Source organism: Oricola indica (assembly GCF_965227485.1).
Lineage (GTDB): Bacteria > Pseudomonadota > Alphaproteobacteria > Rhizobiales > Rhizobiaceae > Oricola > Oricola indica.
Genome location: NZ_OZ245747.1, coordinates 4,242,661 through 4,265,266 on the forward strand (window position 1 = coordinate 4,242,661; position 22,606 = coordinate 4,265,266).

General features: G+C 62.0%; 23 protein-coding genes and 1 pseudogene. 9 read left to right on the top strand and 15 right to left on the bottom strand.

The features are described 5' to 3' along the window. Positions 1–98 precede the first annotated feature (98 nt). The 7 genes from cydD to ACQK2M_RS21055 all read left to right on the top strand — a co-directional run bounded on the left by cydD (position 99) and on the right by ACQK2M_RS21055 (position 8,338). The gene (gene cydD / locus ACQK2M_RS21025; protein WP_425419417.1) at positions 99–1,796 is read left to right on the top strand and encodes a thiol reductant ABC exporter subunit CydD; all 1,698 of its coding nucleotides are present in this window, start codon (positions 99–101) and stop codon (positions 1,794–1,796) included. Then, a complete protein-coding gene (gene cydC, locus ACQK2M_RS21030) occupies positions 1,793–3,478 on the top strand; it encodes a thiol reductant ABC exporter subunit CydC (protein WP_425419418.1) in 1,686 nt (561 codons plus the stop codon). Before cydD ends, cydC begins: the two co-directional genes overlap by 4 nt. A gap of 91 nt (positions 3,479–3,569) precedes the next feature. Continuing rightward, a complete protein-coding gene (locus ACQK2M_RS21035) occupies positions 3,570–5,180 on the top strand; it encodes a cytochrome ubiquinol oxidase subunit I (RefSeq protein ID WP_425419419.1) in 1,611 nt (536 codons plus the stop codon). A gap of 5 nt (positions 5,181–5,185) precedes the next feature. Further along, a complete protein-coding gene (cydB, locus tag ACQK2M_RS21040) occupies positions 5,186–6,349 on the top strand; it encodes a cytochrome d ubiquinol oxidase subunit II (protein WP_425419420.1) in 1,164 nt (387 codons plus the stop codon). A 17-nt stretch (positions 6,350–6,366) separates the two neighbouring features. Continuing rightward, entirely contained in the window at positions 6,367–6,489 is a 123-nt protein-coding gene (cydX, locus tag ACQK2M_RS21045) for a cytochrome bd-I oxidase subunit CydX (protein WP_223476176.1), read from the top strand. Positions 6,490–6,673: 184 nt separating this feature from the next. Beyond that, positions 6,674–7,972, top strand: coding sequence for an NAD(P)/FAD-dependent oxidoreductase (locus ACQK2M_RS21050; RefSeq protein WP_425419421.1), 1,299 nt, complete (start codon positions 6,674–6,676; stop codon positions 7,970–7,972). A 12-nt stretch (positions 7,973–7,984) separates the two neighbouring features. Continuing rightward, positions 7,985–8,338, top strand: coding sequence for a DUF5368 domain-containing protein (locus ACQK2M_RS21055; RefSeq protein WP_223476178.1), 354 nt, complete (start codon positions 7,985–7,987; stop codon positions 8,336–8,338). Positions 8,339–8,421: 83 nt separating this feature from the next. On the opposite strand, the gene ACQK2M_RS21060 is transcribed toward ACQK2M_RS21055, so the two are convergent. The 3 genes from ACQK2M_RS21060 to ACQK2M_RS21070 all read right to left on the bottom strand — a co-directional run bounded on the left by ACQK2M_RS21060 (position 8,422) and on the right by ACQK2M_RS21070 (position 10,544). Further along, positions 8,422–8,910: a bacterioferritin gene (locus ACQK2M_RS21060; protein ID WP_425419422.1), complete on the bottom strand. Its 489-nt coding sequence runs from the start codon at positions 8,908–8,910 to the stop codon at positions 8,422–8,424. A 44-nt stretch (positions 8,911–8,954) separates the two neighbouring features. Then, positions 8,955–9,824 carry an MBL fold metallo-hydrolase gene (locus ACQK2M_RS21065; protein ID WP_425419423.1) on the bottom strand — a complete coding sequence of 290 codons (870 nt, stop codon included), beginning with the start codon at positions 9,822–9,824 and terminating at the stop codon, positions 8,955–8,957. 75 nt (positions 9,825–9,899) lie between these two features. After that, positions 9,900–10,544, bottom strand: coding sequence for a peroxiredoxin (locus tag ACQK2M_RS21070; protein WP_223476181.1), 645 nt, complete (start codon positions 10,542–10,544; stop codon positions 9,900–9,902). Positions 10,545–10,656: 112 nt separating this feature from the next. On the opposite strand from ACQK2M_RS21070, the gene ACQK2M_RS21075 reads away from it, so the two are divergent. Next, on the top strand, positions 10,657–11,559 hold the full coding sequence (locus ACQK2M_RS21075; RefSeq protein ID WP_425419424.1) for a hydrogen peroxide-inducible genes activator: 903 nt from the start codon (positions 10,657–10,659) through the stop codon (positions 11,557–11,559). A gap of 4 nt (positions 11,560–11,563) precedes the next feature. Here the strand turns inward: ACQK2M_RS21075 and ACQK2M_RS21080 are convergent, their stop codons facing one another. From ACQK2M_RS21080 to ACQK2M_RS21100, 5 genes are all read right to left on the bottom strand, one after another. Then, positions 11,564–12,217, bottom strand: a complete 654-nt coding sequence (locus ACQK2M_RS21080) for a LysE family translocator (RefSeq protein ID WP_425419425.1) — start codon at positions 12,215–12,217, stop codon at positions 11,564–11,566. A 7-nt stretch (positions 12,218–12,224) separates the two neighbouring features. Then, positions 12,225–12,683 carry an Lrp/AsnC family transcriptional regulator gene (locus ACQK2M_RS21085; protein ID WP_425419426.1) on the bottom strand — a complete coding sequence of 153 codons (459 nt, stop codon included), beginning with the start codon at positions 12,681–12,683 and terminating at the stop codon, positions 12,225–12,227. A 148-nt stretch (positions 12,684–12,831) separates the two neighbouring features. Next, positions 12,832–13,332, bottom strand: a complete 501-nt coding sequence (locus ACQK2M_RS21090) for a hypothetical protein (protein WP_425419427.1) — start codon at positions 13,330–13,332, stop codon at positions 12,832–12,834. 285 nt (positions 13,333–13,617) lie between these two features. Next, positions 13,618–14,313 (bottom strand): RraA family protein, encoded by a 696-nt coding sequence (locus ACQK2M_RS21095; RefSeq protein ID WP_425419428.1) that lies wholly within the window; start codon positions 14,311–14,313, stop codon positions 13,618–13,620. Positions 14,314–14,432: 119 nt separating this feature from the next. Next, positions 14,433–15,068 carry a nucleoside triphosphate hydrolase gene (locus ACQK2M_RS21100; protein WP_425419429.1) on the bottom strand — a complete coding sequence of 212 codons (636 nt, stop codon included), beginning with the start codon at positions 15,066–15,068 and terminating at the stop codon, positions 14,433–14,435. Between the two features lie 221 nt (positions 15,069–15,289). On the opposite strand from ACQK2M_RS21100, the gene ACQK2M_RS21105 reads away from it, so the two are divergent. After that, positions 15,290–16,435 carry a CaiB/BaiF CoA transferase family protein gene (locus ACQK2M_RS21105; RefSeq protein WP_425419430.1) on the top strand — a complete coding sequence of 382 codons (1,146 nt, stop codon included), beginning with the start codon at positions 15,290–15,292 and terminating at the stop codon, positions 16,433–16,435. A 179-nt stretch (positions 16,436–16,614) separates the two neighbouring features. Here the strand turns inward: ACQK2M_RS21105 and ACQK2M_RS21110 are convergent. The 7 genes and pseudogenes from ACQK2M_RS21110 to ACQK2M_RS21140 all read right to left on the bottom strand — a co-directional run. Beyond that, positions 16,615–17,010: pseudogene (locus tag ACQK2M_RS21110) on the bottom strand (transposase); the annotation flags it as partial. Between the two features lie 23 nt (positions 17,011–17,033). Continuing rightward, the gene (locus ACQK2M_RS21115) at positions 17,034–17,111 is read right to left on the bottom strand and encodes an NAD(P)-binding domain-containing protein (protein ID WP_425420105.1); all 78 of its coding nucleotides are present in this window, start codon (positions 17,109–17,111) and stop codon (positions 17,034–17,036) included. Continuing rightward, positions 17,111–18,622 (bottom strand): sugar ABC transporter ATP-binding protein, encoded by a 1,512-nt coding sequence (locus ACQK2M_RS21120; protein ID WP_425419431.1) that lies wholly within the window; start codon positions 18,620–18,622, stop codon positions 17,111–17,113. Before ACQK2M_RS21120 ends, ACQK2M_RS21115 begins: the two co-directional genes overlap by 1 nt. Next, a complete protein-coding gene (locus tag ACQK2M_RS21125) occupies positions 18,619–19,641 on the bottom strand; it encodes an ABC transporter permease (RefSeq protein ID WP_223476189.1) in 1,023 nt (340 codons plus the stop codon). The genes ACQK2M_RS21120 and ACQK2M_RS21125 overlap by 4 nt, the downstream gene beginning before the upstream one ends. A 13-nt stretch (positions 19,642–19,654) precedes the next feature. Then, positions 19,655–20,647, bottom strand: a complete 993-nt coding sequence (locus ACQK2M_RS21130; RefSeq protein WP_425419432.1) for an ABC transporter permease — start codon at positions 20,645–20,647, stop codon at positions 19,655–19,657. A gap of 69 nt (positions 20,648–20,716) precedes the next feature. Then, positions 20,717–21,514 carry an SDR family oxidoreductase gene (locus ACQK2M_RS21135; RefSeq protein ID WP_425419433.1) on the bottom strand — a complete coding sequence of 266 codons (798 nt, stop codon included), beginning with the start codon at positions 21,512–21,514 and terminating at the stop codon, positions 20,717–20,719. Positions 21,515–21,588: 74 nt separating this feature from the next. Beyond that, complete coding sequence (locus tag ACQK2M_RS21140) at positions 21,589–22,554, bottom strand: sugar ABC transporter substrate-binding protein (protein WP_223476192.1); 966 nt, start codon at positions 22,552–22,554, stop codon at positions 21,589–21,591. Between the last annotated feature and the right edge of the window lie 52 nt (positions 22,555–22,606).

A 22,606-nucleotide genomic window follows, 5' to 3' on the forward strand; every position in this document is an offset into this window, starting at 1 on the left:
CGACGGCCGGGTGCGACATGTTCGACCGCTGCCTTTGGAATCGCCAATTGCGCGCTTAACTACGTATCCGAGATACATCTTAATACATGCAGCGCGAGATGAGTGAAGACGATGCAAGCCGAAAGGCGGTTGCGGAAGCCCGGCTTGCCGGCCTGCTTACGCCGGTAACGGGCAGGCTTTCGGCGGCTTCCGGACTGACCGTTCTCGCCGCGCTGCTCTGGCTTCCGCAGGCGGCATGCGTCGCGGCCCTGCTCGCAGCGCTGATCGTGGGCGAGAGCCCGCTTCTCGGGCCTTGGGGCACGAGCGCGGTCTTCCTCGCGCTGGGTGTCGCGCGCGCCGGGCTCTCGTCATATGCGTCCGGGCTGGCCTTCTCCGCCTCCGACGAGGCCGTCTCGCTTGAACGTAATCGATTGCTGGCAGCGCGAAGCCGCCGTTCGCCCGTCCTTGCGGGACGCTATTCCTCCGCGGAAATCGCGACGCTGGCCGCCGACAAGCTCGATCTCGTCGCACCCTACGTGACCCGGTACGCACCGGCGATGGCGCGGACGAAATATGTCCCTCTGGCGATCCTGGCGGTCGCCTTTCCCCTCTCATGGGCCGTCGGCGTCATCCTGATGGTCGCCGGACCGTTGATCCCCGTCTTCATGGCGCTGGTCGGGCTCGCGGCACGCGATGCGAGCGAAAAACAGATGCAGGAGATCGGTGGCATGAACGCACTGCTCCTCGAACGCATCCGCGCGCTGACGGATTTGCGCCTGCTCGATGCGGTGGGGCGCACCGTCACTGATTTCGAGGCGGCGGCCGACCGGCTGCGTCGCCAGACCATGGAAGTTCTGCGCATTGCCTTCCTGTCATCGACCGTGCTGGAACTGTTTGCCGCCATAGGCGTCGCGCTGGTCGCGGTCTATGTCGGCTTCGCGCTGATTGGCGAAATCCCGTTCGGGGCCTGGGCGACACCACTGACCGTGGGCGAAGGCATATTCCTCCTTCTGCTTGCGCCGGATTTCTTCCAGCCGCTCCGCGATCTGGCTGCCGCGTGGCACGACAAGGCGGCGGCCCTGGCCGTCACCGGCGAACTCGCCGACATGGAAGACGAGGCCGCGGTCGACATGCTCGGCGAAGGCACGAGCCGTTCGGCGCTTGCCGGCCCCGCAAGCGTCACCACCCGGTCGCTGGCCTGGGAGACACCGGCCGGTCGGCAGATTCGCTTTCCCGACCTTGCGATCCGGCCCGGCGAAACGGTCGCGATCACCGGGCGCAGCGGCAGCGGCAAGACGACGCTGCTCGCACTTCTTGCCGGTCTCGCGCCGGCCCATCAGGGCGTCATTGAAGCGGCCGGCCACACGCTCGACGGGGACAACGCCGATGCATGGCGGGCGCGACTTGGCTGGATCGGGCAGATGCCGCATTTTTCCAATGAGAGCCTGCGCGCCAACCTGATCATGTCCGCAGCCGACCGGGACGACGCGCGCCTCGACAAGGCGCTTGCCCACGCATCCGCGGACGGGATCGTGAAGGCGCTGCCCCGCGCGCTCGACACCCGGCTCGGCGAAACCGGACACGGCGTTTCAGGCGGCGAAGCGCGGCGGCTGATGATCGCACGCGCACTCTATTCCAATGCGGATATCGTGCTGGCCGACGAACCGACCGCCGATCTCGACATCGCAACCGCCGACGCGGTGACCGAGGGGCTGCTGACGCTCGCCGCACGCGGCGCGACGCTGATCGTTGCGACCCACGACATGACGCTCGCCGAACGGCTCGACCGCGTTATCGATCTGGAGGCCGGGACATGAAGCACCTCGTGCCGATCATCCGCCATGTGTGGTCGCAGGACTGGTGGTCGCTCTTGCGCGGCACGGCGCTCGCGATCGTCGTTCTGATCGCCGGCATCGCGCTGCTCGGCCTTTCCGGTTGGTTCATCACCGCGGCCGGAGCCGCCGGACTGGCGGGCATCGGCATCGCCTTCGACATGTTCCGCCCCAGCGCCGGTGTCCGGTTCCTCGCCCTTGGACGCACCGCCGCGCGCTACGGCGAACGCATCCTGACCCATGACGCGACGCTGCACAGCCTCGCGCGACTGCGCGTCAGACTGCTCGAGGCGATGGCAAAGGCTCCTTTCATCCGCCTTCCCGCTCTTCGCGCATCGGAACAGTTGAATCGCATCACACGCGACGTCGATGCGCTGGACGGAATCGCATTGCGGCTCTTCATTCCGATCATCGCGGCGGCCTCGGCCCTGGCGCTGACGGCCGCCGTGTTGTGGTTCCTGGTCGACCCCGCCCTGGTGATCTGGCTCCTTGCCGGATACGGTCCCGGAACGATTCTGGCGCTCGTCTTCGTCGCACTGCGTTCACGCGATGCCTCCCGCAGCGGCCAGCTTGCGCTCAACGCGTTCCGCACCCGTTTCGTCGACCTGCTTCGCACCCGTACCGATCTCGCCGTGTTCGGCAGGCTGGACGCGAAAGCGGCCCATGTCCGGACGGCGGAACGGCGCATGCGCGACGCGAAGACGGAAAACGACCGGATCGAGCGTACCGGCGGGTTCATCCTGTCGACGACGGAATATGCCGCGGCAGCAGGCGCGCTGCTGATCGGAGCGCTGCTCGCAAGGCAGGGCACGATCGATCCGGCGCTGGCCGCGCTCGGTTTTTTCGCCACACTCGCGCTTGCCGAAATCCTGATGCCGCTCAGGCGCGGAATGAGCGAGATCGGCCGCATGACCGATGCGGCGCGACGGGTGAACAGGTTGCTGGAAAGCAAGCCGGAGATACGGGCCGGAACGGCAACTTCCGCGGTTGCCGGATGCCCCACCGCGCTCGTCATGCGCGATGTCGGCTTCGCCCATGAGGGCGCCGAGACGCCGGTCATCGCGGAACTCAGCCTCGACGTCACGGCCGGCGAGATCGTGGCGCTTGTCGGTCCAAGCGGCGGCGGCAAAACGACGCTCCTGCACCTTGCGGCCGGCATGGCCCCCGCGACTGGCGGTGTGGTCGAGATATGCGGGCGAGACATCCGGGATTGGGACGAAGCGGCACTTCGCGACACGGTCGCACTGTTGCCGCAGCGAAGCGCTCTCCTGAGCGGCACGATCCGCGAGGCGCTTGCACTGGCAAAGCCCGAGCTCGAGGATTCGGAGGCCTGGGCGGCCTTGAAGGCCGTCTGCCTTGATGAGGTGATCAAAGACCGCGGCGGCCTCGACAGCCGGCTGGGCGAATCCGGCGCCGGGCTTTCCGGCGGCGAAAGCCGCAGGCTGGCGCTTGCCCGCGCGATCCTGCGCCGACCCGCCCTTCTTTTGCTGGACGAACCGACCGAGGGACTGGACCGCGCAACGGCGGAGGAGGTCCTGTCAGGCGTCCGGGACTACCTGCCCGAGGCCGCTATCCTGCTCGCCTCGCACCGGACGGCCGAGCGGCAATTCGCCGACCGTATCTGCGAAATCCTGCCGCAAAGGACACCCGCCCCACTCGCGATTTGATTTGCATCAATGCCGCGCGGCCGGCCAATTGCGATGAGGGTGGCATAAACATGCAAACAAGATGCATGTTTAATTGAGAAAGGACCGAAAGATGGAGCTTGATGTCGTTGAGCTGTCTCGCCTGCAATTTGCGATGACGGCCATGTACCATTTCCTCTTCGTCCCGCTCACGCTTGGCCTCTCGATCATCGTCGCTATCATGGAGACGGTCTACGTCATGACCGACCGTCCCATCTGGCGGCAGATGACGAAATTCTGGGGCACGCTGTTCGGGATCAACTTCGTTCTCGGTGTCGCCACCGGGATCACCATGGAATTCCAGTTCGGCATGAACTGGAGCTATTACAGCCATTATGTCGGCGACATTTTCGGCGCGCCTCTGGCGATCGAGGGCCTGATGGCCTTCTTCCTCGAGGCGACATTCGTCGGCCTGTTCTTCTTCGGATGGGACAAGCTCTCCAAGGTGGCGCATCTGGTCGTTGCCTGGCTGGTCGCCATCGGCTCCAACTTCTCCGCATTGTGGATCCTCATCGCCAATGGCTGGATGCAGAACCCGGTCGGTGCCGAGTTCAACCCGATGACCATGCGCATGGAGATGACGTCGTTCTACGAGGTGCTGTTCAACACCGTCGCACAGGCGAAATTCGTGCACACGGTTTCCGCCGGTTACGTTACGGCGTCTGTCTTCGTGCTCGGGGTTTCGGCCTGGTATCTCCTGAAGGGGCGGCACATCGAGCTGGCGCGCCGGTCGATCGGCATCGCGGCGAGTTTCGGCCTCATGTCGGCTCTCTCGGTCGTCGTGCTCGGTGACGAGTCCGGCTACACGACCACGCACGACCAGAAGATGAAGCTCGCGGCAATGGAGGGTATGTGGGAGACCGAGCCTGCACCGGCCTCGTTCACCCTGATCGGATTTCCCGACCAGGAAGCGCGCGAGACCAAATATGCGATCCATATTCCCTGGGTGATGGGGCTGATCGGCACACGGTCGCTCGATACGGTCATTCCGGGTATCGCCCAACTCGTCGACGAGTCCGAGGACCGCATTCGTTCCGGAATGATTGCCTATGATGCGCTGATGACGATCCGTGCCGACCGGGGTGAAGTCGCCCAGGACATCCGCGACCGGTTCGAGACGCACAGCGACGACCTCGGTTACGCGCTGCTGTTGAAGCGCTATGTCGACGACCCCCGGGAGGCGACGGACGAGCAGGTCGCACAGGCCGCGGAAGACACGGTTCCGACTGTCGGGCCGTTGTTCTGGGCCTTCCGCATCATGGTCGGCCTCGGCTTCGCCTTCATCGCGGTGATGGCCTATTTCTTCTACCTGGCCTCGTTCAAGCGAATGCAGTTTCCGCGCTGGTCGCTTTATTTCGGTGTGGCGATCATTCCAGCGCCCTGGATCGCGGCTGAACTGGGCTGGTTTGTCGCGGAGTTCGGTCGCCAGCCATGGACAGTGGACGGCGTCTTGCCGACGGCGCTCTCGGTCTCGCATCTGAGCGTCGGGGATCTGCTGATCACACTGGCGGGCTTCGTCACCTTCTACTCGATACTCTTCATCATCGAGATGGGGCTGATGCTCAAATATATCCGCAAGGGGCCTTTCCAGGACGTCGAGGAAACCGACCGCTGGATTGCGCGTCACGAACATCGATTGCGCACCCATGACGGCAATGTGCCGGGTGCGGTGCCAGCGGAGTAAGACCCATGATTTTGCACGATCTGTTAAGTTTCGAACTTCTGCGCGTCATATGGTGGCTGCTGCTCGGCGTCCTGCTGATCGGCTTCGCACTGACCGACGGCTTCGACATGGGCGTGGGCGCGTTGCTGCCCTTCGTCGCGAAGACCGACAATGAACGCCGTGTCGTCATCAATACGGTGGGTCCGGTCTGGGAAGGCAACCAGGTCTGGTTCATTCTCGGCGGAGGTGCCATCTTCGCCGCGTGGCCGCCGCTTTATGCGGTCTCGTTCTCCGGATTCTACCTCGCGATGTTCGCCGTGCTCGCGGCGCTCATCCTGCGGCCGGTCGGCTTCAAATACCGATCCAAGCGCGAAAGCGCCGCATGGCGTTCCAGTTGGGACTGGGCACTCTTCGTGGGCGGCGCGGTGCCGGCGCTGATCTTCGGCGTCGCGGTCGGCAATGTCCTTCAGGGTGTGCCGTTCTACCTCACCGAAGATCTGATGCCGATCTATGACGGGACGTTCTACTGGAAGTTCCTCGCCCTGTTGAACCCGTTTGCTATCCTCGTCGGCCTCGTTTCCTTCGGCATGCTCTTGATGCATGGCGCGGCATGGCTGACGGTGAAGACCGAAGGCGTGATCGCCGATCGCGCGCGCACCATCGGCGCGGTCATGGGGCTGATCGCCATGGCGGGCTTCGCGCTGGCCGGGGTGTGGTTGGCCTTCGGCGTTGACGGCTATGCGATCGTCGGCGCTGTCGTTGCCGACGGCCCATCCAATCCGCTGCATTCCGAAGTTTCGAGGGAAAGCAGCTGGCTGGCCGCCTACAGCGCCCGTCCGTGGATCGCGATCGCTCCGGCGCTGGGCTTCATCGGCATGGCTATGGCCATACGCGGGCTGCGCAGTGGCGGTGAGGTTTCGACACTGTTGTGGTCGAAACTCGGCATCTTCGGCGTCATCTCGACGGTCGGGCTGACAATGTTCCCGTTCATCCTGCCGTCGTCGGTCGATCCGAAATCGTCGCTGACGGTCTGGGACGCCTCGTCATCGCATCTGACGCTCTTCGTCATGCTGGTCGTGACGGTCATCTTCATGCCGCTCATCCTCCTCTACACCGCCTGGGTCTACAAGGTGCTGTGGGGCAAGGTGACCGAGGATGACGTGACCGCGAACAGCGACAGCGTCTACTGATCAAGGAGACACCAACCATGTGGTATTTCGCCTGGCTTCTCGGCCTGCCCGTCGCCGCCCTTTTCGCAGTGGTCAACGCGATGTGGCTGGAACTGCAGGAAGACCGCCTGCTGACGAGCGACGATCCGCCCGCCGAATAGGCGGGCGGGCCGACGCCCGAACATCCGGGGCGCCACGGGTCGGCGCTCCGGTTTTTAGATGCACCACAGATGCGTCTTTTTGACCCATTCCTCGGTCACCTCCTTACATTTACGTATACGAATATAAGCATACGTCTATAAAAGGCGACGCTTTCATTTCGCAACGATTAGGGAGGCATTTTCCATGCTGGCCAACCGAAGACAATTTCTCGGCCTGTCCGCCGCCGGAGCGGCAGCCGTGGTCACAAGCACGCCGGCGCGCGCCGCCAAGGTCAAGAGCAATGCGCGTATCGTCATCCTGGGTGCCGGCGCCGCCGGCACGGCCGCGGCCAACCGCCTCGCGGATCGCCTCGACGGCGCGAAGATCACCATCGTGGATGCCCGCAAGCAGCATCTCTACCAGCCCGGGTTCACTCTGATTGCCGCCGGCCTCAAGCCGGCAAATTATTCGGTTTCCGGTACCGGCGACTGGCTGCCCTCGGATATCAACTGGATCGAGGAAGCCGCCGCGGAAATCGACCCGGTGGCAAAGAAGATCGTCACGACAGGCGGCAAGACCGTCGATTACGACTATCTGGTCGTCGCGACCGGCATCAAGCTCGACTTCGAGGCCATCGAGGGCATGTCGCTCGACCTGATCGGCAAGAACGGCATCGGTTCCGTCTATGCGGGACCGGACTATGCGGCGAAGACCTGGGCCGAGATGGACCGTTTCACCGAGACCGGGGGCGTTGGCCTGTTCACGCGCCCGGGAACCGAGATGAAATGCGCCGGCGCCCCGCTGAAATACACCTTCCTCACCGACGACTACGCCCGCAAGAAAGGCACGCGCGGCAAGACCGAGATCATCTACGCCGCCCACAACAAGACACTGTTCGGCGTGCCGATCGTCAACGAGAAGGTGCGGATGCTCTACGAGGATCGCGGCTTCAACACGGTCTACGACCACGTGATGAAGGCCATCGACCCCGGCCGCAAGATCGCCACCTTCGCGACGCCGGACGGCGACAAGGAGATCGGATTCGACTTCACCAATGTCATTCCGCCGATGCGCTCGCCCGACGTGATCCGCAACAGCCCCCTGCCCTGGACCGACAAATGGACCGACCAGGGCTGGGTCGAGGTCGATCAATACACGATGCGCCACCGCCGCTTTCCCGAGGTCTTCGCTGTCGGCGACGCGGCGGGCGTGCCGAAGGGCAAGACGGCGGCCAGCGTCAAATGGCAGGTGCCTGTCGCCGTCGACCAGCTCGTCGCCCAGATCGAAGGCAGGGAATCGAGCGAGACCTATAACGGCTACACGTCCTGCCCGCTGATCACCCAGGTCGGCAAGGCGATGCTGATCGAGTTCGATTACAAGAACAATCTCACCCCGTCCTTCCCGGGCATCATCGCGCCCCTGGAGGAATTGTGGATCTCCTGGCTGATGAAGGAGATCGCTCTCAAGCCAACCTACAACGCCATGCTGCGTGGCCGGGCATAAGGGAGAACCATCATGAAAGACGTTTCCATCGGCATGTTCATCGCGGTGTTCGAGGAGATCTTCGGCGCCGGGCTGTTCTGGGGAATGGTCGCCGCCGCGGCCGCGATCCTTCTGGCCTTCCTCTACCTGATCGTGCGTGACCACAAGCTAGAAAGCCGGCGCTTCCTGCGCGCGGAATTGTGGGCGCCGGTCGGCGCGCTCGCCGCCATTCTGTTCGTGCAGTTCTGGACGAATTCCGGCTTCACGGACATTGGAGGACCGATCGACGTGATCGTCCTGATCCTGATCGGCTCCGCCGGCGCGATCGGACTGACCATTCTCGCCTATGTCGTTCCGAGCCTGCTGTCCGGCCGGCGCAGCGCCTGACCTGAAGCCTTCCCACAGAAACCGAAAAGCCCGGGGCGATCACCCCGGGCTTTTTGCGTTTCGAAGATGGCATTTCGGGAGCGTCAGCCCTCGTCATGTTCCCCCGGCGCCGACATGTGCTTGGCGACATAGGCGGGTTCGCCCATCCGGGCGATAAGATCGAGCTGGAGTTCCAGCCAGGACATGTGGCCCTCCTCGTCGAGAACGATCTTCTCGAACAGGACCCGCGATCCGACATCGCCGTCTTCAGAAGCCTGCCTGGCCGCGGCGGTGTAGAATTCGATGGCTTCCTTCTCGTCGGCGAGGTCGGCCTCGAACATGTCGACCAGCGACTGGGCCCGGGCCGGGGGCTTTGCGAACCGCAGTTCCGGATCGCCCTTCAGGAACATGATGCGCTCGATATAGGCGTCTGAATGGCCGAGTTCCTCTGCCATTTCCTCGCGCATCTTGTTCGCCAGGCGATCGATTCCCCAGTCGTCGAGCACATGGGCGTGCAACTGGTACTGGTGTGCGGCGCTCAACTCCATGCCGAGCGCGATCTGCAGATTTTTCAAGGTTTCCTTGTGTGCCATGACGGCTTCTCCTTTCAGGTATTGATGGGGGCCGCAGGACGGTTCTACGCGAACCGATTGAGCGGAATTTTTAAATAGGACTGACCGTTGTTCTCCGCTTCCGGAAGACGGCCGCCCCTGATGTTCACCTGCAGTGCTGCCAGCATCAGCTTGGGCAGCGGCAGCGAGGCGTCACGCTTGTCGCGGGTCTCTACATAGTCGGCTTCGCTGGCGCCGCCTTTCAGATGAATATTGGCGGCCTTGTGCTCGGCGACGGTTGCCTCACATTGCGCATCCCGGCCATTCGGCCGGTAGTCGTGACCGACGAACAGCCGCGTATCGTCCGGCAGGGCCAGGATGGCCTGCAGGCTCCTGTAAAGCTCGTGCGAGTCGCCGCCCGGGAAATCCGCCCGGCTGGTGCCGCTATCCGGCATCATCAACGTGTCGTGCACGAAGGCGGAATCGCCCGCGACATAGGTGATCGAGGCCATTGTGTGTCCCGGCGAAAACATGACGCGCACCGACACCTCGCCCACCGCAAATTCCTCGCCATCGGCGAACAGGCGGTCCCATTGGCTGCCGTCGGTCGGGAAGTCATCGGGCAGGTTGTAGATGTCCTTCCACAGTCTCTGCACATTGACGACCTTCTCGCCGATCGCCGTCGGAGCACCGAGCTTTTCCTTCAGGTAGGGCCCGGCGGAGAAATGGTCCGCGTGGGGGTGGGTGTCCAGGATCCAGACAATCTCGATTCCGGCGTTCCGCACATAGCGCAGGATTTCGTCGGCATTCGTCGTGCCGGTCGAGGCCGCCATCGGGTCGAAATCCAGCACGGGATCGACAATGGCGCCCTGCATGGTGTCCGGATCGTGGAAAACATACTGCCAGCTTCCGGTCTGTTCGTCCCAGAACCCCTTCACGATTGGTGATGCGCTCATCTGGTTTCTCCTCTGTCTGTATGACGGCAAACGCCCGAACCGCCGAAGCGGTTCGGACTTTGGATGCAGCAATGCTCAAAGCGTCCTGGTCGAGAAGTACCAGTCCTTCGTGTCATAGCCTTCGGAGGCGCGCGCCTCGGCGGCTGCGACGGTTCCCGGTGTGGGAACGATCACCGGATCGCCGGGCTTCCAGTTCTCAGGCATCGCGCACTTGTTCGCGTCGGCGGTCTGCAGAGCTTCCACGAGACGATAGATCTCGTCGACGGAGCGCCCGGCGTTCATCGGGTAGTAGACCATGGCGCGCAGGACGCCGTTCGGGTCGATGATGAAAGTCGCGCGCACAGCCGCCGTGTCGGATGCGCCCGGCTGGATCATGCCATAGGCATTGGCGACCTTCATGTTCAGGTCCGCGATGATCGGAAATCCGATCTCGACGCCGAACTTCTCCTTGATCGAGAGCACCCATGCAATGTGCGAATAGTGGCTGTCGATGGACAGTCCGAGAAGCTCGACACCTTTCGCCTTGAAGTCGTCCTGACGCTTGGCGAAAGCGATGAACTCCGTCGTGCAGACCGGCGTGAAATCAGCCGGATGCGAAAACAGGATCAGCCATTTTCCCTTGTAGTCCGCGAGCGTCTTCTCGCCGTCGGTGGTCAGCGCCTTGAAGTCCGGAGCGGGCTCGTTGAGGCGTGGGCCTTTCAGTTCGATTGTGTCGGTCATTGTCGTTTTTCCTTCAACTTGCGTTGTCTGCAAGGCGAATATGGCGAGCCTTGTAATATTTTTGAAACGAATTATTTTCCTTACAATAATCGATTTTCTGAATGTCCAGATCATGCTGCCAAGCCTGCAACAACTGCGCTTCCTCGTCGCGCTTGCCGACGAACTGCATTTCGGCCACGCGGCGGATCGCTGCCACGTGACGCAGTCGACGCTCTCCAACGGAATCAAGGAGTTGGAAGCGATTCTCGGCGTATCGCTCGCGGAGCGCTCCAAGCGTTCGGTGCTGCTGACGCCAGTCGGTATCGAGATCGCCGCGCGCGCAAGGCAGCTCCTCGCCGACGCCACCGACCTGGTCGATTCGGCGAAGCGCCATGCCGGGCCGTTTCGTGGCGACTTGCGGCTTGGCGCCATTCCGACAGTCGGACCGTTCCTCATGCCCAAGGTGATGCCGCGCCTGCGCGAGACCTACCCCGATCTGCGCTTCTATTTTCGCGAGGAATTGACCGAGTCGCTCGATGCCGGGCTGAAGGCCGGGCGGCTGGACGCGATCCTGATCGCCCTGCCCTTTCCCGTGGAAGGACTGGAGACGGTCGATCTCTTCGACGACAACTACCAACTCGCCACGCCGCTCGGCCATCGGCTGGCGGACAGAAAATCCGTCGCCGGCCGCGATCTCGCCGGCGAAAAGCTTCTTCTGCTCGAAAAGGGTCATTGCCTGCAGCGGCATGCCTTGTCCGCCTTTCCGGATTCGCATGCGACACAGGACGACACATTCGCGGCGACCAGCCTCGTGACGCTGGTCTCCATGGTTGCGGAAGGCCTCGGTATCACGCTCCTGCCGCAACTGGCGATCGATGCGGGCGTGACGCACGGCAATCGGCTGGCACTTGCGCCACTGGTCGGCGCCTGCCCGCGCAGCATCGTGCTTGCGTGGCGGAAAACATCCGCAAGGGCGGAGGAATTCTCCGAACTCGCCAAAATATTCCGTCAGGCGCGCGAGGATCTCCGGGCCTGAGCGGTCACAGCACGCCCGTGCCGCTGAGGATGGCGACCAGCCCGAAACCCAGCACGACGAGGCCGGATGCAAGGTCGATCCAGCGAAGCAGGTCGGGCGGTAGTGCCTTGTGGATGATCGACACGGTGCCGACCAGGAACAGCCACCACGCGACGGATCCGGAGAAGACACCGGCCACGACCGTCAGGCCATGTCCGATACCGGCGGCGCGCTCCGTGTCCGAAAGGCTCGCGACGATCGCCGTAAAGGCGATGATGGTCATGGGGTTCGCCAAAGTCAGGAGGAATGTCGTACCGAAACCCGCAACGGCCGATCCGCCCGAAACTGTCAGCCTCCTGGCCGCGCCGGGCTCCTGCCGCCTCGACCGCACGAACGGGCGCAGCGCCGACAAGCCGAGATAGACGAGCGTCGCGCCGCCCGCGATCTTGAGGATGTCGGCGGATTCGACCAAGGCCGCCGTGATCAGGCCGACCCCGAAAACCGCGACGAACCCGTAGACCATGTCCGCGGTTGCAGCCCCGAGGCCTGTCGCGATCCCGACCAGCGGGCCGCGCGCCAGGGTCTGGCGAATGCACAGCAGACCGATCGGACCGACAGGAGCCGCGACCGCGAAGCCGATCGCGAGGCCGCCGGCAAAGACGCTCAGAACCTCCAGCATCGCCGCTTCAGTCCTCCCAGTCCGCGCCGAGGACCGTCGTTTCCTTGTGGGTCTCCAGCACGATGACCGACTCCGTGCGGCTGACGCCCGGCAGGCGTTTGAGCTTTGTCGAGAGAAAGCGCTGCAGGTCCGACGTGTCGCGCAACCGCAATTTCAGGAGATAGGAATGGCTGCCCGCCACATGATGCGATTCCAGGACCTCCGGGCAGGCCTGCACACCGTCGATAAACCCCTGCTCGTCGGACCGCATATCGATATCGACGAAGAGGAAGGCGCACAGCTTCAGATCCAGTGCATCGGGATCGACGATGGCGCGGTTCGCCGTCACTGTGCCGGATGCGTTCAACCGCCGAACACGCTCGTTGACCGCCGAAACGGACAGACCGACCCGCCGCCCGATCTCGTTGCTCGAAAGGCGGTTATCGCGCTGCACCAGCTGTAATATTGCCTTGTCAATCTCATCCATGCAGGATGTTTACCGGCAATTGGAGCTATTTTCAATAATCTTGGTCGCACATCCACAAATCTGCGCGCAAAAAACGCCTGCAAATCACCATTTGCAAGCGACTTTTCGCCGAATTCAGATTTTCGGATTGAAAGGGCGGCTTCGCCGATCAGGAATCCCTGCGTCCGAAGCGCACCATTGCTGGCGGGCGCGGCGCCGATGCGACGGACAGAACATCGCCAAACGGGCTGTCCGGAAGCCGTGAAACGTCGTCATCCGACAGGAGGTCGCCGAAAACCGGCGGTACCGAGGATCGATCGTCGAACACGGCGCAATCCAGCTCTTCGCCAATCGCCTCGCATGCTTTCGACAGTTCAAGTATCGGCGCGAGTTTCTCGGCAGCCCCTGCGATAAGCGCCTTGCGTCCGTCCTCGAGCAGCAACACGACAAGCGCATCGCCGGGATCTCCGCTGCCGAATGTCGAGGCGATGCTTTCGAGCGGGCCGAGTATGACGGCCGCGTCCAATCCCCAGTCCAGCGTCGATCCGACTTCTTCCTGGTTTTCGTCGTTCAGGTGAAAGACCCGCAGGATCTTTCGTACGTGAATGTCTTCGTAGGCGAATGTCGAGACCGGTAAGACCAGCGCCGTCACGGCCCCGGTTACAGACACGCGCAACGATACCTCGGCGTCAATGCGCCAATCTCCAGAAATGATTCTCATAATCGACCTGGCTCACTATTTTCCGGCTTCATGCCGTCAAGCATCTTAGGGGGCCAACCGATTAAGAAAGAGTTAAAACAAACTACAAGAAACTCTAGTCATAGTATTCGCTACAATATATTCAGATGAATTCCAGACATTTTCAAATCCTCAATAACGAAATCATAACCATTACATTTCGCTGCTTTTTGCGCAGATGCCAAGCGATACAGGCAACGCAGCCTCACGCCTGTGTCAGCTTTGGGCGTGCTCGAAGCGGGACCACGCGTCCTCGATCATCTTCGCGTCGAAATCCGGTCTGCGTGTCATATCAAGGAGATCCTTCTCGATCCCGCGCAGGCTGCTTATCGCGTCCGCCAGCCGATCGACGACATCCTCCGGGATCACGACCGCGCCGTGGCGATCCGCGTGGATCAGGTCGCCCTGCCGGATCGACAGTCCGAATACGGTGACGGGCATGCCGAACCCGGTGACATGGGCAAAGCCGTGGCTCGGTCCGATCGAGCCCGCGATAATCGGAAATTCTTCCGGCAACGCATCGAGGTCGCGAACCATGCCGTTGGTCAGCACGCCCATGATGCCGAGGCCCTTGTGGATGGCGGCATTTGTCTTGCCCCAGAAGGCCCCGGCGCATTCTGGGTAGTCGATGTCCTCGACGACCGCGACCGACAATGCCCGCGCGGCCCCTACATGGCGGAAATAGCCCAGCCGTCTTTCGCGCTCGGATTCGGGCGACTCGACTGTTGGAAACTTGCTCGCGATCTTCCCGGTACAGGCGTAGCCGACGATGGGCGGAGCGTCCGGCACTGCCGCCACCGGCGTCACACGCGAATAGCCGGAAAAGCCGCGTTTTCCCTGGGCGGTCTCGATTGCGTTGCAGACCGTCGGGGTGTTGACCGTTCTGAGCAATTGCAGAAGTTTGTCGTCCATCGTCCTTCCTCCTGGCCGCGCGTCATCGGCGTTCGGGTTCGTTTCATTCCCGACGCTAGAGCGTTTCGCACCCGATTGGAATCGTGCCGCCACGTCACTACCGGCGACCTTTTTCGCACTCAGCTTTTGACGACAAAATCGGCCGGACGGCTGCGAGCCAGCACGAGCCGCCCGTTCGGCAGATCGTTTTCTTCCAGCTTGCCGCGAATGTCCGCCGGGCTCATCCCGTATCCGCGCCATCTGGCTTTCAGCCGCTCGCGCAAGGTCTCCTCGCTGACATCGATGCGAATGGTGACATCGAACAAAGGCGAGAGGTCCGACCAGGGCGCGTCGCCAAGAAGCAGGTAGTTTCCCTCGGCGACGATGATCCGGGCCTGCCGGGGTATGAGCCGCGCGCCTGCGCGCGCAATCTCGATATCCCGATCGAATACCGGAACGGCGACCGCGTCCTCCTCGTCGGAGCGCAAACGCTGCAGCATGTGGCGAAATCCGGCCACGTCGAACGTGTCGGGTGCGCCCTTGCGTGCTTGCCTGCCAAGTTTTTCGAGCAGCATGTTGTCGAAATGATAGCCGTCCATGGGAAGGATCGCTGCCAGGCCCGGCGCGTCCTCCGCAATCAGATCGACAAGCTTTTCCGCGAGTGTCGACTTGCCGGCACCCGGCGCGCCCGCAAGCGCGACGACAAGTCGCCCCTTGTCGCCGCGCGCAACCAGCGTCTTCGCAAGGTCCGACAATTCGATTTCACGTTCAGGCACTGTATCCCCGTCGTCGTGGTCCGCCCCGAAGTTGGGCCGGGTCTGTAAGGCATGCCAGATCGTGACGCTGGCGCGCAACAATTACGGCAAGACGCTGGACATCGCGCGCCCGGCGCGCGACATGGTTTGCGGCAAACGACCGAGGAGCAACAGCAAATCATGCGGCTTGCGCGAAATCCCCAAACAATCGGCCCCCACAACGGGTTTCAGGCATTTTCACGATGAGCGACAGGCCACTTGAAGGACTGCGTGTTCTCGAACTCGCCCGCATTCTCGCCGGTCCGTGGGTCGGCCAGACGCTTGCCGATCTCGGCGCCGACATCATCAAGGTGGAGAGCCCGGAGGGCGACGATACGCGCCAGTGGGGTCCGCCCTTCATCGAGCGCGACGGCGACCGCTCCGCGGCCTATTTCCACGCCTGCAATCGCGGCAAACGCTCGGTGACAGCCGATTTCCGCGATCCGGAGGATCTCGATTTCGTGCGCCGGCTGGCAAAGGACGCCGATGTCGTGGTCGAGAATTTCAAGGTCGGCGGTCTCGTGAAATTCGGCCTCGACTACGAAACGCTGTCGGCCATCAATCCGCGCCTCGTCTATTGCTCGGTCACCGGCTTCGGACAGGACGGGCCATATGCGGCGCGCGCAGGATATGACTTCCTGATCCAGGGCATGAGCGGCATCATGGACCTGACAGGCGATCCGGCGGGGGAACCGCAAAAGATCGGGGTCGCCTTCGCCGATATCTTCACCGGGCTCTACAGCGTCATTGCCATTCAGGCGGCGCTCGCGGAGCGCGTACGAACCGGCCGGGGCAAGCATGTCGACATGGCACTGCTCGACTGCATGACCGGCGTTCTCGCCAACCAGGCGATGAACTATCTTGCCTCCGGTGTCGTGCCACATCGTCTGGGCAACGCCCATCCGAACATCACGCCTTACCAGACTTTCGCGACCGCGGATGGCTGGCTGATCATCGCCGTCGGCAACAATGCCCAGTTCGGCCGGCTTTGCGAGGTGCTCGGTCTCGACGGGATCGCCGATAATCCGCGTTACGCCACCAATGCCGCGCGCATCGAAAACCGGGACGCATTGACGGCCTTGCTGGCGGACAGGACCAGCGCCTGGTCGCGCGACGACCTGCTCGCCGCGCTGGAACAGGCCGTCGTTCCGGCCGGACCGATCAACACGGTCGCAGATGTCCTCGCCGACCCGCAGATCGTCCATCGCGGCATGCAGATCGCGCCGGGCGGCGTTCCGGGGCTACGCACTCCGGTGTCTTTCGCCGGCGCGCCTGGACCCGTTTCCGACCGCCCCTCGCCGAAGCTCGGGGAGCACACGGATGCGGTGCGCCGCAACGGCTGGGACTAGGCTGTGTACTCATAAATCGAATAGCACCGGCCTCGCGGTCACGACCGCTTCCAGGGGTCCGGCATCGAATTATCGCACCAGCACGGCAGCTTTGTGCCGATTTCAGTCATTTCTCATTTGTGCGTGTTGCAGGCTGCCCATAACCGAAATTGGATCCTTGATCCTTGACCGCGCGGCTAGCCGTAACGACCATAGTCGCGAGCCAACTCGATCACGTCCGCGACGAGGCGCTCCTCATCGGCACCTCCGCGCGGCTGTCGTCGCTGCGTGGAACGATGCTGGCCCAGAATGCGGCAGATGCGACGCTACGACACCTTCATCTGCTCGCTCACATGATTGATGCAGGCACGGCGACGAGAAGGGCTTAGAAGTTTTCCCTTGCAGCATCGGCCAAGACCAGCTTGTCCAACGTTACATCCGAAACAGCTTTCCGCAGACGATTTGTTCTCCTTCTGCAGGCGCTTCAGCTCTTTCAGTTGGTCGGTTCCCATGCCGCCATACTGTCTGCGCCACCGGTAATAAGTCTGCTCGGTTATGCGAACCTCCCGGATCGCATCCGCGAAGGCACGGGCCTTTTCTGGCGAACGCTTCCACACGGTTACGCGATGACCGCGCGCACGAGATTTCCAGCCATCGGCGCCCCCATGCGCCCAAGCCCCGCAAATCCGACCTGCATCACGCCGCCTTGCCGTTTCCGATGCCGGATATCGCCTGGACGAGATTGTCCTCGTTGACTTCATCCGCCGTGAACTCCCGCATGATCCGGCCCTGATACATGGCGATCACACGGTCGGAGACGCGCAGAATTTCAGGCATCTCCGAGGAGATTACGATGACCGCATATCCGGAATGGGCCAGTTCGCGAATGAGGTTGTGGATCTCGGCCTTCGAGCCGACATCGATACCGCGCGTCGGCTCGTCGACGATCAGCACGCGCGGCTTCATTGCGAGCCACTTTCCGATGACGATCTTCTGCTGGTTGCCGCCGGAGAGATTGCCGACTTCGCTGCGCCAGCTTGGCGCCTTGATGTCGAGCCGGTCACGATACATGTCGTAGATAGCGATCTCCGCTCCGTTTGAGACGAACGGTCCGGCTGTCATGTCATCGACCTGCGGCAGCGTAATGTTGTCGCGGCAGTTCATGCCCAGCACGAGGCCCTGCTCTTTGCGTCTTTCGGGCACCAGCGAAATGCCTTGCGCGATCGCCTCGGCCGGTGAGCCGATTGTGACATCCTCGCCGCCGAGCCGGATCGTACCGCCCGACGGTTCACGCAGACCAAAAAGGGTTTCGGCAATCTCCGTCCGCCCTGCCCCGACAAGGCCATAGAAGCCGACGACCTCTCCGGCGCGCAGTGAAAAGCTTACATCTTGATAGAGTTTTCCGCAGGACAGGCCGCTGACCTCGAGGGTGATATCGCCAATTTCGCCTTTCTCGACATTGCGCGAATAATCGAGACTGCGACCGATCATCAACTGGGTCACCTCGTCCTCGGTGGTGTCGGTCGCGACAAGCGTACCGCGGTAGGATCCGTCGCGAAGCACCGTGATGCGATCGGAAATCGTGAAGATCTCCTCCATGCGGTGAGAGATATAGACGATGCTGACGCCATCGGATTTCAGGTCGTTGATGATATCGAAAAGAACCACTTTCTCGGCGTCAGTCAGAGAAGCGGTTGGTTCGTCAAAAACGACGACCTTCGCCTGGTGGGTCAGGGCGCGGGCGATTTCGACCATCTGCTTCTTGGCGATCGACAACGTGCCGACATTCGTGCGCGGCCCGAAATCGCAATTTAGTTTGGTGAGGATGGCGCCGACGCGCTCTTCGAGCACTTTCCAGTCGACGAAACCCCAGCTCGTGCGAGGCAATTCGCCAAGAAAGACGTTCTCGGCGACTGTCATCTGTTCCGCCAGCGACAGTTCTTGGTGGATCAGAATGACGCCGTTTTGCTTTGCCTCGATCGGATTGCGCATGACGACCGGCTTGCCGTCGATCATGATCCGCCCTTCATTGGGCTGATACATGCCGGCGAGCACCTTCATCAGGGTCGACTTGCCGGCGCCGTTCTCTCCCATCAGCGCGTGCACCTCGCCGGGGAACACGCTGAAATCGACGCCGTCGAGCGCACGCACACCGGGGAACGTCTTGACGATGCCTTCCAGGCGCAGAACCGGTTGAGCTTCACTCATATCCGCAACTCCTCACCGCCCTTGCGATTCAATTGCTTGTCGAGGAACAGTACGGCGATCAGGATCACGCCGAGGGTCACGAGCACGTAGAATGCCGGGACCTGCATCAGGTTCATGCCGTTGCGCAGGATGCCGATAGCAAGCACGCCGCCAAACGTCCCGATGATGTTTCCGGCGCCGCCCGTCAGCTTGGTCCCGCCCAGCACCGTCGCCGTGATCACCCACAATTCGTAGTCGCGTCCGAGATTGGGCGTGGACGCGCCCATCTGCGTCGACAAGGTTAGCCCCGCCAGCGCCGCGAAGAACCCGACGATCATGAAGTTGATCATCATGTGCGGCCCGACTCGGATGCCGGCATTGACCGCCGCTTCGCGATTGTCGCCGACGGCGTAGGTGTTTGAGCCGTGCACCGTTCGCGACAGCAGGACATGCATCAGAACGGTGAAGATCAGAAACACCCAAGCCAGAGTCGGCAGGCCGAGGAAGCGGCTGGCCCCGAAATCGGAATAGGCGAAATTCAGCGCGAAGAAGGACTGCTCGCCAGTATAGACGAAGACGAGCCCGCGCACGCCGAGCATCGCCCCGAGCGTGACGATGAAGGCGTCGACGCCTGTCTTCCAGACGATCAACCCGTTCAGCGCGCCAAGCAAGACTCCCGATGCGAGCCCGGCCAGCACCGCCGGCAGGATCTGCCAGTTGCCCCAGCTCTCGAACATCGGCCAGCCCATGATGTCGACAGTGAGACTTGCCGCCAATGCGACGACAGCGCCGACGGACAGGTCGATATTGCCGTTGATCATCACGATCGTCATGCCGAGCGCGATGAGCCCGAGCGTCGAGGTCTGGACGAGGATGTTCTCGAAATTGCCGAGCGAGAAGAAATTGTCGGTCATCAGCGAGAAGAAGATGAAGATCATCACCACGAAGGCCCAGATCGGATGCCGGACGAGCCAGCCCAAATTGGCCTTCATGCCGCCCGACGCCTGTACCGGCGTACTTTCCACGGATGTTTGCGACATATCTTCCTCCACTTCAGGCGATCGGCGACAGCAGCCGACCGCGCTTCGCCGCGACATCGAGCCAGACCGCAAGAATGATGACGACCCAAGTGACGATCCACTGGGCGAAATAGGGATAACCGAGAAGCAGCAGGCCGTTCTGGATGAATCCCAGAATCAGCACGCCGATTACTGTTTTAAGGATGCTGCCGGACCCGCCGAGGAGCGACGTTCCTCCAAGGATGACAGAGGCGAGCACCAGCAGTTCGTAGCCCTGGCCGACATTGTTCTGCGATCCCATCACGCGGCTGCCGAGAATGATGGCCGCGATGCCGACGCAGAAGGCAGAGATGAGATAAGTCGAAAAGACGACGCGGTTTCGTCGAATCCCGGAAAACACCGCTGCGGTCGGGTTGCCGCCGACCGCGTAAACGCGTCGGCCATACGGCGTGAACGCGATGACGAAACCGATAATGATCGCCAGCACGAAGAATATGATGATTGGCATGTCGATACCGGCCACCTCGCCACGACCGAAGACGCGAAACCAAGTCGTGTCCTGAGTGCTCGGGTTGACATCGACATTCTTGCCGCCGGAATAGATCAGGGTCAGCCCCTGGATCGCCGAGAGCATGCCAAGCGTAACGATCAGCGAGTTCAGACGAACGAAGCCGATCAGGAAGCCGTTCACCGCGCCGAGCAGCAACACGCAGACCATCATGACCAGAATTGCCGGCCCCGGACCGATCTTGTCATGCAGGTCAACGACCATGACTGTACCAAATGAGAGCATAGACCCAACCGACAGGTCGAGATTGCCGGAAATGACGACGATGGTGACACCGAGGGCCATCACGCCGATCATTGCCGATGAACGGACTACGCTCTCCAGGTTGTTGAAGGACAGGAACTTGTCCGACCCAATTCCGAAGGCAATCATGAACGCGATGAAAGCGATGAAGATGCCGTTCCTGGCGATCAGCCCTTTTGCTTCGCCTTGCCGGACTCTTTCAACGAACCCCGTCATTCCAGTTCCTCCCTGGCCCATTCGCGAAGCGACTCGCGTTTCAGCGTTTCGGCGGGCCCGCCGATTTCGTCAAACCAGAACCATGCCACCATCTATCATGACGACCTGTCCGGTCATGTAGTCGCTTTCCTTCGACGCCAGGAACGTGGTCGTTCCCGTGATGTCGTCGGGTGTGGCAACCCTGCCGCGCAGGATATCCGCAGAGAACTCTGCGATCGCCTGCCCTTCGCGCTCTGATGCGCCAATTTCCATAAGGTCCCGATCGAGCTGGCTCCACATTTCAGTAGCCACCACGCCCGGCGCGAATCCCGTGACGGTAATCTTGTGCTTCGCCAGGTCGCGAGCGCCCGACTGCGTCAGCGACACGACCGCCCATTTCGACGCGCAGTAGGGTGCGACATTGTCGAAGCCTTGCCGGCTGGCGATCGAGGCGGTGTTGACGATCTTTCCGCCGGTCCCCTGCCGGATCATCTGCTTTGCCGCTTCCTGCATGCCGATCAGCACACCAAGCCCGTTGACCTTCATGATCGTGTTCCAGTTGTCTTCTGTTACATCGAGCAGGTTCATCGGCTTGTTGATGCCGGCATTGTTGAATTTCACGTCGAGCTTTCCGAAGGCGGAAACAGCGATCTCGATCATCTCTTGGACCTGTTCCCGCTCCGTCACGTCGACCTTGGCCCAAGCGACCTTACCGCCATTGCGGTCGGCGCGTTCCTCGTTTTCGCGGGCGGCCATTTCTGCGGTATCACCGTCTATGTCGGCGAAACACACATCGGCACCCTCGTCGAGCAGCGCTTCCCCGATGGCGCGGCCGATGCCCCGGGCGGCACCCGTGACAATGCATGAACGGCCAGACACGCGACCCATGGCTATCCTCCCACGAATTCAGAGACGCAAATGGACGCGGGGCCTCCGTGGCCCCGCGTCCCTCCGGGAGAAGATCAGAACACCGGCTTGGTGAACTGGTCCATGTTGTCCTGGGTGATTTTCGGCGTATCGAAGTAGTTGAGGAACGGGACGTCCTCGCCGTTGACGACCGCCTTGGCGGTTGCCAGCGCGTTCTTCGCGTCATCGACCGGCGACTGGTAGATCGAGCCCCAATATTCGCCCCGCGCCATCGCCTCGTAGCCGACGGCGAAGTTTGTCGCGCCGACGAAGATGATGCCGTCGCGTCCGGCAGCCTTGGCGGCATTCAGCGCGCCGACCCCCATATTGTCGTCGCCCGCATAGACACCGTCGATATCGTCATATTTGACCAGGAAGGCCTCCATGACGCGCTGCGACTTCTCGCGGTTCCAGTCGCCAGGCTGGGTTTCCAGAAGCGTCACATTCGGGCACACTTCGGGAAGCCGGTCTTCGAAACCCTTGGCGCGTTCGATGGCGGTCGTGTAGCCGGGCTGGCCGGAAATCTGGACGATCTGGGCCTCGTTCTCGATGCCCATGTCCTTGAACTTGTCGCACATGATTTCAGCCGAACGGGAACCCTGCGTGATGTTGTCGGGTCCGGAGAAGGACTTGATGAAGTCGAAGCCTTCCTCGGCAATATTGGAGTTCGTGATGACGACCGGAATACCGGCCTTGTCCGCAGCGCGCACTGCCGGGACCACCGCCTTGCCGTTGGTCGGCCAGATGATGATGGCGTCGACCTGCTGCTGCACGAGGTCCTGAATCTGCGCGATTTGGCGCGCTACGTCGCCGCCGGCGTCGAGGACAACGGTCTCGACCGAGGGATCTGCGTCGGCGGCCTCGATGAAGGCCTTTTCATAGGTGGTCTGATAGCTGTCGACGCCGACATTGTTCTGCGTGATGCCGATTGTCATCGGCTCCTGAGCCATCGCGGTGCCGGCAAACGCCATGCCCGCAAGAGCCGTCGTGCCTGCGATAAGTGACTTGTAGGCGATCTTCATTTCGTCATTTCCTCCCAATTCGATCCCCTTGCTGCGGTCGCCGCCGTTCGAG

Excerpts from the sequence above, each read along its gene's own strand:
- cydD (WP_425419417.1), top strand. The coding sequence starts at position 99 with ATGAGTGAAGACGATGCAAGCCGAAAGGCGGTTGCGGAAGCCCGGCTT.
- cydC (WP_425419418.1), top strand. The coding sequence starts at position 1,793 with ATGAAGCACCTCGTGCCGATCATCCGCCATGTGTGGTCGCAGGACTGG.
- ACQK2M_RS21035 (WP_425419419.1), top strand. The coding sequence starts at position 3,570 with ATGGAGCTTGATGTCGTTGAGCTGTCTCGCCTGCAATTTGCGATGACG.
- cydB (WP_425419420.1), top strand. The coding sequence starts at position 5,186 with ATGATTTTGCACGATCTGTTAAGTTTCGAACTTCTGCGCGTCATATGG.
- cydX (WP_223476176.1), top strand. The coding sequence starts at position 6,367 with ATGTGGTATTTCGCCTGGCTTCTCGGCCTGCCCGTCGCCGCCCTTTTC.
- ACQK2M_RS21050 (WP_425419421.1), top strand. The coding sequence starts at position 6,674 with ATGCTGGCCAACCGAAGACAATTTCTCGGCCTGTCCGCCGCCGGAGCG.
- ACQK2M_RS21055 (WP_223476178.1), top strand. The coding sequence starts at position 7,985 with ATGAAAGACGTTTCCATCGGCATGTTCATCGCGGTGTTCGAGGAGATC.
- ACQK2M_RS21060 (WP_425419422.1), bottom strand. The coding sequence starts at position 8,910 with ATGGCACACAAGGAAACCTTGAAAAATCTGCAGATCGCGCTCGGCATG.
- ACQK2M_RS21065 (WP_425419423.1), bottom strand. The coding sequence starts at position 9,824 with ATGAGCGCATCACCAATCGTGAAGGGGTTCTGGGACGAACAGACCGGA.
- ACQK2M_RS21070 (WP_223476181.1), bottom strand. The coding sequence starts at position 10,544 with ATGACCGACACAATCGAACTGAAAGGCCCACGCCTCAACGAGCCCGCT.
- ACQK2M_RS21075 (WP_425419424.1), top strand. The coding sequence starts at position 10,657 with ATGCTGCCAAGCCTGCAACAACTGCGCTTCCTCGTCGCGCTTGCCGAC.
- ACQK2M_RS21080 (WP_425419425.1), bottom strand. The coding sequence starts at position 12,217 with ATGCTGGAGGTTCTGAGCGTCTTTGCCGGCGGCCTCGCGATCGGCTTC.
- ACQK2M_RS21085 (WP_425419426.1), bottom strand. The coding sequence starts at position 12,683 with ATGGATGAGATTGACAAGGCAATATTACAGCTGGTGCAGCGCGATAAC.
- ACQK2M_RS21095 (WP_425419428.1), bottom strand. The coding sequence starts at position 14,313 with ATGGACGACAAACTTCTGCAATTGCTCAGAACGGTCAACACCCCGACG.
- ACQK2M_RS21105 (WP_425419430.1), top strand. The coding sequence starts at position 15,290 with ATGAGCGACAGGCCACTTGAAGGACTGCGTGTTCTCGAACTCGCCCGC.
- ACQK2M_RS21115 (WP_425420105.1), bottom strand. The coding sequence starts at position 17,111 with ATGCAGGTCGGATTTGCGGGGCTTGGGCGCATGGGGGCGCCGATGGCT.
- ACQK2M_RS21120 (WP_425419431.1), bottom strand. The coding sequence starts at position 18,622 with ATGAGTGAAGCTCAACCGGTTCTGCGCCTGGAAGGCATCGTCAAGACG.
- ACQK2M_RS21125 (WP_223476189.1), bottom strand. The coding sequence starts at position 19,641 with ATGTCGCAAACATCCGTGGAAAGTACGCCGGTACAGGCGTCGGGCGGC.
- ACQK2M_RS21130 (WP_425419432.1), bottom strand. The coding sequence starts at position 20,647 with ATGACGGGGTTCGTTGAAAGAGTCCGGCAAGGCGAAGCAAAAGGGCTG.
- ACQK2M_RS21135 (WP_425419433.1), bottom strand. The coding sequence starts at position 21,514 with ATGGGTCGCGTGTCTGGCCGTTCATGCATTGTCACGGGTGCCGCCCGG.
- ACQK2M_RS21140 (WP_223476192.1), bottom strand. The coding sequence starts at position 22,554 with ATGAAGATCGCCTACAAGTCACTTATCGCAGGCACGACGGCTCTTGCG.